This window comes from Methylobacterium sp. AC690, from assembly GCF_979256535.1.
Window position 1 is genome coordinate 57,310 of record NZ_CEEDOX010000017.1, and the last position, 14,710, is coordinate 72,019.

General features: G+C 71.7%; 10 protein-coding genes. 3 read left to right on the forward strand and 7 right to left on the reverse strand.

The window, feature by feature from the left end; translation table 11 throughout:
* Positions 1–86 precede the first annotated feature (86 nt).
* Positions 87–803 carry a sulfate transporter family protein gene (locus tag AC0IY1_RS19465; protein ID WP_103708176.1) on the reverse strand — a complete coding sequence of 239 codons (717 nt, stop codon included), beginning with the start codon at positions 801–803 and terminating at the stop codon, positions 87–89.
* 290 nt (positions 804–1,093) lie between these two features.
* Between AC0IY1_RS19465 and AC0IY1_RS19470 the strand changes: the two genes are divergently transcribed.
* Complete coding sequence (locus tag AC0IY1_RS19470) at positions 1,094–2,434, forward strand: flavin monoamine oxidase family protein (RefSeq protein ID WP_471771674.1); 1,341 nt, start codon at positions 1,094–1,096, stop codon at positions 2,432–2,434.
* Here the strand turns inward: AC0IY1_RS19470 and AC0IY1_RS19475 are convergent.
* The 3 genes from AC0IY1_RS19475 to AC0IY1_RS19485 form a co-directional block, all read right to left on the reverse strand.
* On the reverse strand, positions 2,409–4,799 hold the full coding sequence (locus AC0IY1_RS19475) for a putative bifunctional diguanylate cyclase/phosphodiesterase (protein ID WP_471771676.1): 2,391 nt from the start codon (positions 4,797–4,799) through the stop codon (positions 2,409–2,411). The two genes, AC0IY1_RS19470 and AC0IY1_RS19475, sit on opposite strands and share 26 nt — an antisense overlap.
* Before the next feature lie 408 nt (positions 4,800–5,207).
* Positions 5,208–5,783 (reverse strand): PilZ domain-containing protein, encoded by a 576-nt coding sequence (locus AC0IY1_RS19480; RefSeq protein ID WP_471771678.1) that lies wholly within the window; start codon positions 5,781–5,783, stop codon positions 5,208–5,210.
* A gap of 186 nt (positions 5,784–5,969) precedes the next feature.
* The gene (locus tag AC0IY1_RS19485; protein ID WP_471771679.1) at positions 5,970–6,845 is read right to left on the reverse strand and encodes a cell envelope integrity EipB family protein; all 876 of its coding nucleotides are present in this window, start codon (positions 6,843–6,845) and stop codon (positions 5,970–5,972) included.
* A gap of 174 nt (positions 6,846–7,019) precedes the next feature.
* Here AC0IY1_RS19485 and AC0IY1_RS19490 point away from each other — a divergent pair, with 174 nt between their 5' ends.
* Both AC0IY1_RS19490 and AC0IY1_RS19495 read left to right on the forward strand, forming a co-directional pair.
* Positions 7,020–7,529: an OsmC family protein gene (locus AC0IY1_RS19490; RefSeq protein WP_471771681.1), complete on the forward strand. Its 510-nt coding sequence runs from the start codon at positions 7,020–7,022 to the stop codon at positions 7,527–7,529.
* 66 nt (positions 7,530–7,595) lie between these two features.
* Entirely contained in the window at positions 7,596–9,140 is a 1,545-nt protein-coding gene (locus AC0IY1_RS19495; RefSeq protein WP_055946874.1) for a cation:proton antiporter, read from the forward strand.
* 37 nt (positions 9,141–9,177) lie between these two features.
* Here AC0IY1_RS19495 and AC0IY1_RS19500 read toward each other — a convergent pair whose 3' ends face one another.
* The 3 genes from AC0IY1_RS19500 to pbpC all read right to left on the reverse strand — a co-directional run bounded on the left by AC0IY1_RS19500 (position 9,178) and on the right by pbpC (position 14,710).
* A complete protein-coding gene (locus tag AC0IY1_RS19500) occupies positions 9,178–10,329 on the reverse strand; it encodes a sensor histidine kinase (protein ID WP_471771682.1) in 1,152 nt (383 codons plus the stop codon).
* Positions 10,330–10,461: 132 nt separating this feature from the next.
* Positions 10,462–12,312, reverse strand: a complete 1,851-nt coding sequence (locus AC0IY1_RS19505) for a potassium transporter Kup (protein ID WP_471771754.1) — start codon at positions 12,310–12,312, stop codon at positions 10,462–10,464.
* A gap of 163 nt (positions 12,313–12,475) precedes the next feature.
* Positions 12,476–14,710 carry a penicillin-binding protein 1C gene (gene pbpC, locus AC0IY1_RS19510; RefSeq protein WP_471771684.1) on the reverse strand — a complete coding sequence of 745 codons (2,235 nt, stop codon included), beginning with the start codon at positions 14,708–14,710 and terminating at the stop codon, positions 12,476–12,478.

Genomic DNA, 14,710 nt, shown 5'->3' on the forward strand with positions numbered 1-14,710 from the left:
TTGAGCCAGGTGCAGCGTATCTAGACCACTTCCAGGCCAGACGGGAGGCCGCCTGGTGAAATTCGGACCCGGCTGTTCCGATGGCCTCAGCGCAGGCGCGGCTGGGGCTGCGGGCCGGCGACCGGGGTACGCCGGCTGAGGCCCTTGTGAACGTGCACCATCAGGGCGATGCCGAAGAGCGGGGTGACGAGATTGAGCACCGGCACCACCATGAGGCCCGCGAGGAGCACGCCGGCGAGGAGCGTGGTGCCGCCGTAGTGGCGGCGCATGGCGCCGGCCTCCGCCATCGGCCGAAAGCGCCCGGCGGCCAGTTCGAAATACTCCCGCGACAGCAGGTAGGCGTTGGCCCCGAAGAACGCGACCAGATTCACCCCCGGCACGAAGAACAGGATCAGCGCCACGAGGTTCACCAGCAGGGCGAGGCCGGCGAAGCGGACGGCGTAGAACATCGCGGTGCCGAGCGGCAGGGCGAGACCGGGCGGCTCGTCCGGAAAATCCGTGCGCTCGACGATCTCGGCCGCGTCGTCGAGGAAGTAGCCCGCCACCAGGATCGATACGGCCGGCATGACGTAGGCGAGGCCCACGAACAGGCCGGCCCCGGCGAAGAACACCGCCAGGGTATCGAGGAAGGGATAGTCCACGGAGAGATGGTGCTGGGACAGGAACCAGTTGATCGCCCGCGTCAGCCCGAACCAGACGACGACGAGGATACCCACGGTCAGTCCGAGGGACTTCCACAGGATCGCGCGCAAGGGAGCTGAGAACACCTGCCGGACGGCGGCGAAGGCGGCCTGGATGAGCATACCTGGGAATCCCGTGGTCGTGGATCGATCCGTTCGCAAGGACCCGGCCTGCGTCGCCCCCGCGCGCCGTGTCCCGAGGTTCTGGCTATGGCGATGCGCCGGCGCAAGTGCGGACCATCGCTGCACCACCCGTCCCGCCGGGCGGCGGATGGGCGATTCGCGGCGCCGATCCTGGACACCGGAGTTTTCTGGCGTGTGACCGGATTGCGACCGGAGGCGCGGTGTCGCCCGGCACCGCCCTCTGCTAGGCCCGTCGCCACCCTTCGCCGACAGGAACGAGACCGTCATCCATGAGGACGTCCCGCCCCGACCACGAACGCTGGCGCCCGAGCGTCGCGCCGCGCCTGGCCCCCCCGCCCGACGATCCGGAGGTCATCGTCGTCGGGGCGGGCGCCGCCGGCGTGGCGGCGGCGCGCGGCCTCGCGGCCCGGGGCGTCCGGGTGGCGGTCCTGGAGGCGCGCGATCGGGTCGGCGGCCGCCTCGTCACCGTCGCCCTGCGGGGCCATCCCGTCGACCTCGGCGGGCACTGGCTGCATGCGGGGCCGATCAACCCGCTGGTGCGGCTCGGCACCCAGCGGGGGGAGCCCCTGCGGGTGGCGGCGCAGGAGAGCCATCTCTGGGTCGGGCGCCGGCGCGGCCGGCCGGCGGAGGCGGCGGCCCTCGGCCGGGCCTTCGCGGTGGCCGACCGGGCCATGAGCACCCAGGCGGGCTGGGCGGGGCCCGACCGGCCGGCCGCCACCGCCCTGCCGCCGGGTCTCGGGCCCTGGGGCCGGCGGGTCGAGCGCGTCCACGGCCTGGTCTCGGGGCAGTCGCTGGACCGCGTTTCGCTCCAGGATTTTCCGAGCATGGAGTACGGCGACAACCGCTTCATCGCCGGTGGCTACGGCGGTTATCTCGCCCGCCTCGCCCAGGGGCTGCCCATCGCCCTCGGGACGCCGGTCACCGGCATCGACTGGTCGGGCCCGGACGTGCGGGTGCAGGCGGGCCCCCGGAGCTTCACGGCCCGGGCCGTCATCGTCACGATTCCCACCATGGTGCTTCGGGCCGCGCCGCTCTTCACCCCCGCCCTCCCCCCGGAGGTCGCGGACGCGATCACGGGGTTCGCCACCGGCATCTACGAGCACGCGGTGCTGCACTGGCCTTCCTGCCCGTTCCGCGGAGCGGACCGGCTCGCGAGCCTGGTCGGCGGGCGCGAGCCGAGTCCGGGCCTCCTCACCCGGATCGACGGCACGCCGTTCCACTTCTTCGAGCTCGATGCGCCGATGGCCGCCGCCCTCGACGCCCGCGGGGCCGGGCCGGATGGGGTCCGCCGCCTGGTGCGGACGGCGCTCGCCGCACATTTCGGCGCCCGCGCCCTGCATGACCTGAGCATCCCGGCGGTGAGCGCGTGGCGCCACGACCCCTGGGCGCGCGGATCCTGGGCCGTGGTGCCGCCGGGCCATGCCGGCGCCCGGGCCCGCCTGCAGGCGCCCGTGGCAGACCGGGTCTGGTTCGCCGGCGAGGCCCTGTCGCGCCTGCAATGGGGTACGGCGGGGGGCGCCTACGAGGAGGGTACGCGGGCCGCCGCCGCGGTGGCCGAGCGCCTGCGCGGCTCGGACGGCCTCGTCACGCCGGCGCCCGGCGGAACGTGAGCGGCAGGAGGGGGAAAATCTCGCCGAAGCGCACCGGCAGGGACGCGATGAGACGGGGGATCTCGTCGGCCGGTCGGGCCGGGCTGAAGAGGAAGCCCTGGATGTCGTCGCAGCGACTCGCCCTGAGCATCTGCGCCTGCTCCATCGTCTCGACGCCCTCCGCGGTGACGGTGATCGAGAGCTTGCGCGCGAGGGTCAGGATCGCCTCGATGATCGCCAGGCATTCGGGCCGGCTGCCCATGTCCTTGATGAAGGAGCGGTCGATCTTGATCTTGTCCACCGGGAACCGGATCAGGTAGCTCAGCGACGAGTAGCCGGTGCCGAAATCGTCGAGCGCCACGCGGATGCCCAGGGCGCGTAACTCGTTGAGATTGGCGATGGTCGTCGCATTCATCTCGAAGAACACCGACTCGGTGACCTCGATCTCCAGCCGCTCCGGCCTCAGCCCGCTGGCCTCCAGCGCCTGGGTCACGTCGGCGACGAGGTCGGTGTTCCGGAACTGGATCGGCGAGAGGTTCACCGCCAGCCGGATGTCGTCGGGCCAGCGCGCGGCCTCTCGGCAGGCCTGCATCAGGACCCAGCGGCCGATCTCGGTGATCAGGCCCGAGGCCTCGGCGACGGGGACGAAATCCGCGGGGGAGACCGGGCCGCCGGAGCCCCGGGTCCAGCGCAGCAGGGCCTCGAAGGTGCGGACCCGACCGTCCTCCAGGCTCACCAGGGGCTGGTAGTGCAGGCTGAATTCGCCCTGCGCCACCGCCCGCTTGAGATCGACCTCGAGTTCGCGCCGCAGGCGCATCGTCGCCTCGAGGTCGGGCGAGAACACCCGAACGTTGCCGCGGCCGGTGGCCTTGGCCCGGTAGAGGGCGAGATCGGCCTTGCTGAGGAGGCCTTCGGGGGTGTGGGCATCGCGCGGCGCCAGGGCGAGGCCGACGCTGGCGCCGATCTCCACCTGAACCCCGTCGAGGGTGTAGGGTATGCTCAGGGCCGCGATGAGGCGCCGGGCCAAGCCGACCAGGGCGTCCTCGTCGCCGCCGGGCAGGAGAATGGCGAACTCGTCGCCGCCGAGGCGCGAGACCAGCCCCTGGGGCGGGACCGTGCCGGTCAGGCGCTGGGCCACCCGGACCAGCAGGACATCGCCCAGGGCATGGCCGAAGGTGTCGTTGACGAACTTGAAGCCGTCGAGGTCGAGGTAGAGCAGCGCGCAGGCCTCGCCCCCGGTCTGTGCCCGGGCACAGAGCTGGGTCGCCACGCCCTGGAACTGGGTTCGGTTGGCCAGGCCCGTCAGCGGGTCGTAGCTCGCCAGATAGGCGATCCGCGCTTCGGACTGCCGGGTATCGGTGATGTCCGAGCCGACCCCGCGAAAGCCCAGGAAGGTCTCGGCGCCGTCGGTGATGGGCCTGCCGCTGAGGCGCCACCAGCGCGTGAGTCCGTCGATGGTGACCTCGACGACGCGCTCGCGAAAAGCTTTGCGCTCGGCGACGAGGGCCAGGATCTCGGCGAGTTCCGGGGTCATCGGACGGGGCTTGCGAACGCCGAGGAAGAGGGCCGCGAACGGCGCCTCGTGCAGGACCGCCGGGTCCTCTCCCGACACTTGGCCGATGCGCTCGGAGACGTGCTGGAGCCGTCCCAGCGGGTCGGTCTCCCAGAGCCAGTCGCTGGTGCTCGCCTCGAAGTCGTGGAGCAGCAGGCTGATCGTCTCGTTCTGCTCGCCGACCCGGACGCGATCGATGATCCGCTGTTCCGAGAGGCGGCCCATCCGCCCGGCAGTGAAGGCGACGAAGGCCGAATAGATGCCCATCAGCATCGCCAGCCACCAGTTGGCGGGGCCGCCGACGAGGAACAGGGCCGCGAGGCTGCCTAAGGCGATCGGCGCGGAATAGACCAGACCGAGATGCGCGAGCGACCCGAAGGTGTAGGTGGTGGCCATCAGGCCGACCCCGATGGCCACCACGAAGGTCTGGTCCTGGGTGCCTGCGGGCGGGAGGATAGCCAGGGGCATGCTGGCCCAGGCCAACCCCAGAATCAGCGAGAACAAGGCCGCGAGCCGATGCCCGGTGACGATCTCGCGCGCTCCCAGGCGCCGGCGACGGTAGCGCTGCGCCCCGATGGCTGCGAGGGTGATGGGACCGGCGACGCTGGCGAACAGGACCAGCAGGTAGGTTCGGTGCGCCTCGCTCCAGAAGAGTAGCAGCACGGCCCCGACGACCAGCGTATGGGTCAGGGCCAGGTAGGGCGCGAATTGCAGCACCTCGTCGAGATGGCCGGCCCGGGCCTCCAGATCGTAGCGGTTCGTGTTGCGGCCGGCCGCGTGGGCCGGCGCCCCCTCCGACGCCGGCTCCGGGCTGCACGGTGCCGAGGCGCGCACGCGATCCCCCGCCCGGCGTCCCCACGTCGCTTCGGGCGCTCGCGATCCGGACAGGTGGGAAGGGCCGGCGAGGACAGGATCGGGCGGACGCGGCATCAGCGAGGCGATCTTCAGGATATCGCCAGCAGTGGAAACCTGCCGGATCGACTCGATGGGACAGGACCCGACGGAACCGGGATGGTCGCATCGTCCGCGTACCGCATCGTCAAGTCTCCGACTGGAGGGCGAGGCCGTAGGCTAGTCCTGATCATTTGATAGAAACTTAATTGTAGCCTTGCGGGCGGTTCCGCCGCGATTGCGGCTTCTGGATATCCCCGCCCAGCTCGTCGCCTCCTCGGATCGCGGGAGGAACCGGACCGCCCTCGGACAGACCGGAGAGATCCCGCATCCCGCGAGCGACCTACCCCGTCACAACAGGACGTGGGGGCCGAGATCCTCCGCCGGCAGGGGCTGGAGGAACGCCGCGCCGATGCCGTCGTCGAAGCAGCGCGCGACCGTTGCCGGCGTTCGACCCAGGGTGATCTGCGTGCCGGGCTCCAAGCGGATATCGATCCGCACGGCCGCGCCCGAGGCCGAGACGTTGAGGAGGCGGGCCGGGATCCGGGTGCCGCAGGACATCGTGACGAGGATGTCGGGCGAATCCGGCACGAAGCGCGGATGGACGCGCTGGGGCACCTCGGCGCCGTTCTGCTCGGCGGCGAGGTCGAGCAGGCGACGCACGATGACGGGCAGCGGGGCCTCGGCGCGGATCACCCGCGTGACGAACTGCTCCTTGCCGCCCTCGATGACCTGGGCCTCCATCGAGCCCGCATGCCGAATGCTGCAGGACAGGATTTCGCCCAGAGACGGCACAACGGACGAACGGAAGCGAAGACCCGTGACGGAGAGATCGGCGGTGACGGCATAGAAATCGGCGCGGTACCGGCTCCAGCAGAGCGCAGGCAGGATCAGTCTCGTCTGCGTTGCTGTGATGGATTCGCCCATGACCATCCTGAGGTTGCGGATGTCATAGAACGGGGCGCTTCCCGACATTCCTTTACCCGAACGTCGAGAATTTGATTCAACGGCTCCCCGGAAGGCCCGGGATGCACAATTTCCGTGCAGAAGTCCGTGCTCGGACATCTTGCCCGCCGCATCGGTGCGGACCCGCCGCAGACCCGGTCGGATGGGCTAGGGATGGCAGTCGGTGCTCGACGGCAGGGTGTCGAGGCGGGTGAGGTCGCCGACCACGGCGAATTCGCCGTAGTTGAGCCGCAGCGCGCCGCTGACGCCGTTCTCGTAGAGGTCGAAGCTGAGGACGTAGATCGGCGTGCGCTCGCCCTCGCCGGGAATGTAGTAGCTCAATGTGACGGGCCAGCGCGGTACGGTCGCCATCGGCCCGTCCCGCAGGGGCTTGTCGCGCTCGGCCGCCTTGTCGGAGGCCGCCGGTGCCGGGACCTGACGGCCGATGACCGCGAGGGTGTCATAAACCTTGTGCCCATCGTCGGAGCCGTCGAACACCTTGACGGAGACGGTGGTCTGTCCGTCGCGGGCCGCCTGGATCAGGCGCCGCATGTGCACCGTGGGAAAGAGGACCTCGCCCGCGTCCTGGAATTGGTCGCGCTTGGGCTCCTTCAGCTTGACCTTCAGCAGGTCGGCGCCTGCCTCGGCTGTGCCGTCCACCGCCTGGCCGGGCGTGCCGTTGAGCACCGTGCTGGTCTTGAAGCGGTAGCTGCGCCCGTCCCCGCTCTCGAAGGTGCTGTTGCGCAGGTCCGAGGTGCGGCTGCCGGTCTCGCCGCTCTCCAGGACCGTCACCTGGCGGGTCTGCATCGTGTAGCCCTTGCAGGCATCCCCGGTGAAATCGATGACGATGCGCCCCCGCGCGCTCTCCACCGCCCGCGTGCCGCTGCTCTCGGCGAGGGAGAGATCGTAGACGGCCCGGTGGTTGGCGAGGGTGATCGGCGTGGCGGCCCCCGCTCCGGTCGCGAACAGGACGAGACCGACGGCGATGCCGGGGAAGGCCATCCGCACCCTCAGGGCGGCTGCACTCACGCTGGGACGACGCATGGACTCTCCTGACAGGACGGGGCCGGAGGACGAGGGCCCCGCCGACGCCCTCAGATAGGGCACCCCGCGGACCGGCGCGAGGTTCGTTCACCCCCGTCCGCATTCGCCGCGCCGACGGGGCGCCCTAGATAGGACCGGAGAAGAAGAACCGGAAGACGGGAGAAGGAAACGCCCATGGACGCCGATACCCTGCGCTCGCTCCAGGCCCCGATCAAGGACCGCTACCGCAACGCCCCGGACTCGGCCGTGGTGACCCTGCGGGCCCGGGGCAGCCTCGACGACACGGCGATCGCCTGCAAGGTCGAGACCGGACGCGCCCTGGCGGTGGCAGGCCTGCACCCGGCCACCGGCGGCTCCGGTGCCGAGCTGTGCTCGGGGGACATGCTGCTCGAAGCCCTGGTGGCCTGCGCCGGCGTCACCCTGAAGGCGGTGGCCACCGCGATCGGCGTCGAGCTCCGGTCCGGCACGGTGAGCGCCGAGGGCGACCTCGACTTCCGCGGCACCCTGGGGGTCGACAAGGCGGCGCCCGTGGGCTTCCGCACGATCCGCCTCGCCTTCGCCCTCGACACCGACGCCCCCCAGGACAAGCTCGACCAGCTCCTGAAGCTGACCGAACGCTACTGCGTCGTGTTCCAGACCCTGAACCACAAGCCGGAGCTGGCCGTCACCCTCGCGCAGGGCTGACCGGCGGCGCCGGGTTTCGTGCCGGGGCGATTGATCCCGGCGCCGTGATGGTGCGTTCCCCTCGACATGATGATCTTCCAATGGACGGTCGGCGTCCTTCTCGGCGCCGTGCTCCTGGCCGGGCTCGCCCGCCGGGTGGGGGCCCCCTATCCGGTCTTCCTGGCGCTGGGTGGGATCGGCCTCGCCTTCATCCCGGCCGTGCCGAACCTCGTGCTCGACCCGGAGCTGGCGCTGGCCCTGTTCCTGGCGCCCGTCCTCCTCGATGCCGGCTACGACACCTCGGTGCGGGACCTGCGGACCCACTGGCGCCCGATCGCCGGCCTCGCCTTCGGGGCGGTGGTGGCGACCACGGCCGCCGTGGCCGTGGTGGTGAAGTGGCTCGTGCCGGACATGCCCTGGGCCGCCTGTATCGTCCTCGGCGCGGTGGTGGCGCCCCCCGACGCCGTGGCGGCCCTCTCGGTGCTGCGCCACGTCTCCCTGCCGCACCGCCTCACCACGATCCTGCGCGGCGAGAGCCTCCTCAACGATGCGGGCTCCCTGCTGATCTACCGCCTCGGGGTCACGGCGGCGGTGTCCGGCACCTTCTCGGCCGCCGAAATCGGGCCGACCTTCGTCGTCGGCATCCTCGGCAGCCTCGTCGCCGGGCCGGTCCTCGCCCTCCTCTACAGCGCCGCGACGCGCCCCGTGGCCGACGCGCCGAGCGTCATCGTGCTGCAGTTCGTGGCCGCCTTCGGCATCTGGATCGGGGCGGAGCACGTCCACCTGTCCGGGGTGCTCACCGTGGTCACCTTCGCCATCACGGTGGCGCGGATCGCCCCGGGCCACACCCCGCCGCGGACCCGCATCGTCTCCTACGCGGTCTGGGATACGGCGGTGTTCGTGCTCAACGTGCTCGCCTTCGTGCTGATCGGCCTGCAGATCGGTCCGATCCTGGAGCGCCTGACCCGGGAGCAGCAGATCTCCTACGCGCTGGTCGGCGCGGCGGTGTTCCTCACCGTGGTGGTGGTGCGCTTCCTCTGGGTCCTGCCCACGGCCCACCTCGCCCGCCTGGGAGCCGACGGGACCGAGACCCGCGACCGCGGCCTCTCGGCCGGAATCGCGGTATCCTGGGCGGGCATGCGGGGGATCGTCACCATCGCGACGGCCCTGGCCCTACCCGATGGCGATCCGGGCTTTCCCTATCGCGACCTCATCGTGCTCACCGCCTTCTGCGTCATCATCGGCACGCTGACGGTTCAGGGCCTGACCCTGCGCCTGCTGCTCGGCCGGCTCGGCTTGGAGGACAACGATCCCGTCGGGCGCGAGGTCGGGCACGGCCGGACCGAAGCCTACCGGGCCGCCCTGAAGACCCTGGAAGATGCCGAGGATGCCCCCTCCGAGGCCCTGCGCGAGGAGTTCCGCATCGCTCTGGAGCAGGCCGAGGCCCGCGACACCGGCTTCGCCTCCGAGACGCTGCCCGCCGATGCCGCCCGCCGGCGCGCCATCGAGGCGGCCCGCGACCGGGTGCTGGCCCTGCGCCGCTCGGGCGATATCGGCGACGACGCCTACTACGTGCTGGAGGAGGAGTTCGACTGGGCCGAGATGAACGCGACGCCGCGGGCCGAGACCTGAGGCGCGGACGGGGAAGTCCCTTCTCGGGCGCACCGCCTCACGCCACGGGTCCCACCCGCAGGGAGAAGTGCGCGCCCTGCACATCCGGGGCGACCGCGAGGGCGCCCCCGAGCTGGCGGGCGAGACTGTTGATGATGCGCATGCCGAGGCTGGCACTGCGCGCCGCCGTGGGATCGAACCCGTCCGGCAGCCCGGCACCGTCATCCTCCACCGCGAGGATCAGGCCGCCCGCATCGTCGGGACGGGCCTCGACCCGGATCTCGCCCTCACCGTCCGCGTAGGCGTACTTGATCGCGTTGGTGACGAGCTCGTTGACGAAGAGGCCGAGGGGGATCGCGAGGTCGGCGGGAATGTTCATCCGGGCCGCGTGGCAGACGAGGCGGTGGCGCGGTGCGCTCTCCTGCAGCTTGGCGCAGAGAGCCTCGAGGAAGCCCGCGACGTCGATCGCTTCGAGGCTCGGCTGGCGCCAGAGCTGGTCGTGCACCTGGGCCACCGCCTCGACCCGGGTGCGGGCATCGGCGAGGGCGCTCTTCACGTCGTCGTTGTCGGAGCCCCGGGCCTGCAGACCCAGGAAGCCCGCCACCACCGCGAGGCTGTTCTTCACCCGGTGGCTCATCTCCCGGGACAGGAGCTCCTGGCGCTCCAGGGCTGCCTTCAGCCGTGCTTCGGCCCGCTGGCGCTCGATGGCGCCGCCGACGAGGTTGGCGAACCCCTGCATGAAGGCGATGTCGGCCTCCTCGAACTGGCCCTCGCGGGTGTCGTCCACCTCCAGCACGCCGTAATTGCCGTCGCGGTTGGCGATGAGCACGTTGATCGCCCGGCGGATGCCGTGGTCGGCCATCAGCTTCGGGGTGCGGAAGCGCGTCTCGTTCTCGAGGTGGTTCGAGATCACGGGCCGGCCGGTCTTCAGGGCATACCCCGCCGGCGAGGCGAGGTCGGCGCCGATGATGGTGGTGCCCACCGCGTCCTCGGCCCAGCCCACACCGGCGCAGACGAGGAGGCAGTCCTGGTGAGGCTTGTATTCCAGGGCCTTGCAGAACTGCGCCTCCATGCCCTCGGCGCAGAGTTCGGTGGCGCGCTGGAGCAGGGGCAGCAGCTCGGTGGCCCGCAGGGCCTCGACCCCGAAATCGGAGAGGATCGCCTGCTGCCGCAGGCGGATCGCCAGGGCCTTCGGCGCCAGTTCGGTCATCGCTACGCTACACGTCCCGGATCCAGCGCGGCCGGGCCGCCCGCCCGCGTGGCCTCCTTGTGCGACACCCGGAGCGCTGCCCGCAAGGCCATACGGCACTGTCTGCGCGAGAGTTGATGGCCCGCGCCCGGCTCAGATCTCGATCTCGGTGCCGACCTCGACCAGTTGCCGCGTCGGAACGCAGAAATGCGCGCCGGTGCGCTCCGCATTGCGCAGGAGGAACGCGTAGATCTCCTCCCTCCAGGTCGCCATGCCGCGCTGGTCGCTCTTCGGGATGATGGTCTCGTGCCCGATGAAGATCGTGAGATCCTCGAGGCATTCGGCCGGCAGGCGCTTGGCCTCCACGGCGCAGCGCAGGCCGTCGGGCACCGAGGCATCCTCCATGAAGCCGTAGCGCAGGATCACGCGGGTGATGTCGGGCGTGATCACGATGACCTCGGCGCGCTGGTCGCGGGTGACGGTCGGCTCCTCCTCGTAGCGGGCGGTGACGATGAGGATGCGCTTGTGGAGGGCATGGCTGCGCGCGACGAAGCGGGACAGGTGCAGGGGAATGGCGCTGGTGGCCGAGGACAGGAAGGCGGCGTTGCCCGGCAGGACGATCGGCGGATCGCGCCGGAGCTGATCGAGGAATTCGACCTCGGGCTGGCGCAGGGCGACCCGGGCCGACTCGACGAGCTGGTTGCCCTTGCGCCAGGTGAGCATCAGGAACGCCACGAGGGCTGCCAGCATCAGGGGAAACCAGCCGCCCTCGAACAGCTTCACCGTGTTGGCCCCGAGGAACACGAAGTCGATGAGGAGGAAGAACCCGTTCACCGCCAGCACGGCCACGGGGTTGTAGCCCCATTTCAGCGCCACCAGGGCGGCGAGCAGGGTGGTGATCGCCATCAGGGAGGCGACGGCGATGCCGTAGGCGCCGGCCAGGGCATCCGAGGAACCGAAGACCAGGACGGCGCTCAAGGTCGCGGCGGCGAGCAGCCAGTTCACCATCGGCACGTAGATCTGTCCGCGCTCGTGCCGGGCAGTGTGGACCACCCGCATCGGCGGCAGGAAGCCGAGCTGGATCGATTGCTGGGTGAGCGAGAACGCACCCGAGATGATCGATTGCGAGGCGATCACGGTGGCGACCGTGGCGAGGCCGATCAGCGGATAATGCGCCCAGTCGGGACTCAGGCGATAGAACGGGTTCTCGATGGCGTCGGGCTCGACCAGCAGCAGCGCGCCCTGTCCGAAATAGTGGATCACCAGGGCCGGCAGCACGAGGCCGAACCAGGAGGCGCGGATCGGCCCGGCCCCGAAATGCCCGAGATCGGCATACATCGCCTCGCCGCCGGTGACCGCGAGGAAGGCCGCGCCCAGCATGGCGAAGCTGACGTGCCATCCGGCATGCGTCAGGAATTCGACGGCCTTGAGCGGGTTGAGCGCAGCGAGAATCTGCGGCGCGTGCCAGATGCCGCCGAGACCGAGCAGCGCCAGCACGATGAACCAGACGAACATCACCGGGCCGAAGATGCGGCCGATGAAGGCCACACCCCGGCTCTGGACCAGGAACAGCCCGACCAGGATCACCACCGTGATCGGCACGACGAAGCGGGAAAGGGCCGGTGCCTCGACCTTCAGGCCCTCCACGGCGCTGAGCACCGAGATCGCCGGCGTGATCGCGCCGTCGCCGTAGAGGAGGGCGGCGCCCACGAGGCCGACCACGAGGAGAATGCCGGCCCAGGAGCCGGGCTTGGCGTTCCGGGCTCCGAGCAGCGCCAGCATGGCGACGATGCCGCCCTCGCCGCGGTTGTCGGCGCGCAGGATCAGCACGGCGTACTTGATGGAGACGATCAGGATCAGCGACCAGAGGATGAGCGAGACGGCGCCCGTGACGGCGACCGGGGTCGGCGGGGCGCCGGCGCTCGCGGCGCGGACCGCCTCCTTGAAGGCGTAGAGGGGCGAGGTGCCGATATCACCGTAGACGATACCGAGGGCGCCCAGCATCACCGCCGGGCGCAGGGCCGGCCGTCCCGAACGGGATTCCTCATGGGCCACGGGCAGGTTCTCCGACAACGGCAAAGGTTCGCTCTGCCGCTCGCAGGTAGGGGCGGCCGTCCGCCCGACCAGGGGCCCGGCCGCTCTCCGGCTTGAACCCCGGGCGGGGGCGTCACTCGAGGCGTACCACGACGCTGTCGCTGGCGCCCGTCGCATCCATCACGGAGATCCGCGCGAAGCCGGCACCGTCCGGAGCCCAGGCCGATTGCCGGCGCGCGCCCCCCGCCACCGGCAGTCCGTCGACCATCCAGGTCAGGGGCGGCACGCCGCCGAGCGCCTTCAGGGCGAGGCTCGGCGCCGGAGCGGGTTCGGGCTCCGACAGGCCCAGATCGATGCGGGCGCCGTCGGGCGGGTAGGCGATCTTGAGTGCGCCTCCCAATGCCGCCGACAGGGTCTTGGGGATGTCGCGCCGGATATGGCGCAGGGGCGGCGGCAGGCCGGCCGTGGTGGTCACCAGGGCGTCGTGGGGCATCGGCACGGGGTCGGGCTCGCCGCCGAAGCGGGCGAAGGCATCGAACAGGATCGGGGCCGCCACCACCCGACCGACGAGGCCCGGCACCGCATTGCCGTCCGGCCGCCCGACCCAGACCGCGAGGGTGACGCGCCGGTCGAACCCCACCGCGAGGGCATCCCGGTAGCCGTAGGAGGTGCCCGTCTTGTAGGCGATCCGGCCCGCCAGGGCGTTCTCGGGCGGCGGCGCTCCCCGAAGGATGTCGGCGACGTACCAGGCGGCGACGGCCTCCGTGATGCGGGCCTCCTGCGGCGGCGTGCCCGTCCCCTCGCCCGATACTCCGCCCGACGCCTCGCCCACGCGGCGGGTGAGGTTCGGCACGAGTCCTTGCCGGGCGAGGCCGGCGAACAGGCGGGCGAGGTCCGTGAGGGTGATCCCGAGGCCGCCCAGCGCCACGGGCAGCCCCGGCGCGGTGTCGCGGGGCAGGTCGATGCGGGCGCCGGCGGCCCGCAGGCGCGCGATGAGGCGGGCGGGGCCGACCCCCTCCAGCAGATCCACCGCCGGCACGTTCAGGGAGAGCTGGAGGGCGCGCCGCGCCGTCACGCTGCCCTGGTAGCCCAGGTCGAAATTCTCCGGGGCGTAGGCTCCGGCAAAGCGCACCGGCCGGTCGTCGAGCTGCGTCTCGGGATGGGCGAGGCCGGTCTCGAAGGCCAGCGCGTAGATGAAGGGCTTGAGGGCGGAGCCCGGCGAGCGGATCGCGCCCGTCATGTCGATGGCGCCGGCGCGACTCGCATCGAGGTAGCCGGGGCTGCCGACCTGGGCCAGAACCGCGCCGGTGCGGTTGTCGAGTGCCAGGAGGGCGGCCGAGATCCCGGGGCCCTGGGCGGCCGCGCGCTCGGCGGCCAGGGTTTCGAGGCTCGCCTGCAGGCGGCCGTCGAGGGTGAGGCGGATCGCCTGGGCGCCCGGGTCGGCGGCGTGAGCCGCCTCCGCCGCGTGGGCGGCCAGCATCGGGAAGGGCTTCCGCGCCGACGGCACGGGCTCGGTCCGCGCGGCCTCCGCCTCGGCCGGGGTGACGACGCCCTGTGCGGCGGCGATGGCGAGGACCCGGTCGCGGGCGCGCCGGGCCGCCTCGGGGAAGCGGTCGGGCCGCCGGGCTTCCGGCGCCTGCGGCAAGGCTACGAGAAGCGCGCTCTCGGCGAAGGAGAGCCGGGCCGGCTCGCGGCCGAAATACGCGAGGCTGGCGGCCCGCAGACCCTCCACCGGGCCGCCATAGGGGGCGAGCGCCAGGTAGAGGTCGAGCACACCGTCCTTGCCGAGCCGCTGCTCCAGCTGCACCGCCCGCACCATCTGGCGCAGCTTGGCGGCGAGCGAGCGTTCGGCCCGCGGCTCGACGAGGCGGGCCACCTGCATCGACAGGGTCGAGCCGCCCGAGACGATGCGGCCCGCCGCCAGCCACTGCCCCGCGGCCCGAAGGGTCGCCACCGGATCGATGCCGGGATGATGCGCGAAGCGCCGGTCCTCGTAGGCCATGAGCATGGCGCGGAAGCGCGGATCGACCTGGGCCCCGGTCACCGGCAGGCGCCAGCGCCCGTCGGCGGTGGCGAAGGGGCGCAGCAGCCGCCCGTCCCGGTCGAGCACCACCGTCGAGCGGAGCCCGGCCGGAGCGAGGTCGAGGGGTGGCAGGGCGTCGACGAAGCGCCAGAGGGCAACGACCGGGGCGGCGAGGAGGAGCAGGACAAGGCCAGCAAGCCCCCTCCCCCACCTGCGGCAGCGGGTCCCTGCGGCGCGGGCCGGGGCGGTCTGCGCCGGCTCCGGAGCAGTTGTCCCCTCGCCCGACCCGCGACGCGGGTCGCCCGCTTCCGCCGAGGGGGGCAGCGAAGCGCGTGGACGATCCAT

What these genes read in the sequence shown, in the direction of transcription:
- AC0IY1_RS19500 (WP_471771682.1), bottom strand. Translation starts at nt 10,329, where the DNA reads ATGACCGAACTGGCGCCGAAGGCCCTGGCGATCCGCCTGCGGCAGCAG.
- AC0IY1_RS19490 (WP_471771681.1), top strand. Translation starts at nt 7,020, where the DNA reads ATGGACGCCGATACCCTGCGCTCGCTCCAGGCCCCGATCAAGGACCGC.
- AC0IY1_RS19465 (WP_103708176.1), bottom strand. Translation starts at nt 803, where the DNA reads ATGCTCATCCAGGCCGCCTTCGCCGCCGTCCGGCAGGTGTTCTCAGCT.
- AC0IY1_RS19495 (WP_055946874.1), top strand. Translation starts at nt 7,596, where the DNA reads ATGATGATCTTCCAATGGACGGTCGGCGTCCTTCTCGGCGCCGTGCTC.
- AC0IY1_RS19505 (WP_471771754.1), bottom strand. Translation starts at nt 12,312, where the DNA reads ATGCTGGGCGCCCTCGGTATCGTCTACGGTGATATCGGCACCTCGCCC.
- pbpC (WP_471771684.1), bottom strand. Translation starts at nt 14,710, where the DNA reads ATGGATCGTCCACGCGCTTCGCTGCCCCCCTCGGCGGAAGCGGGCGAC.
- AC0IY1_RS19480 (WP_471771678.1), bottom strand. Translation starts at nt 5,783, where the DNA reads ATGGGCGAATCCATCACAGCAACGCAGACGAGACTGATCCTGCCTGCG.
- AC0IY1_RS19470 (WP_471771674.1), top strand. Translation starts at nt 1,094, where the DNA reads ATGAGGACGTCCCGCCCCGACCACGAACGCTGGCGCCCGAGCGTCGCG.
- AC0IY1_RS19485 (WP_471771679.1), bottom strand. Translation starts at nt 6,845, where the DNA reads ATGCGTCGTCCCAGCGTGAGTGCAGCCGCCCTGAGGGTGCGGATGGCC.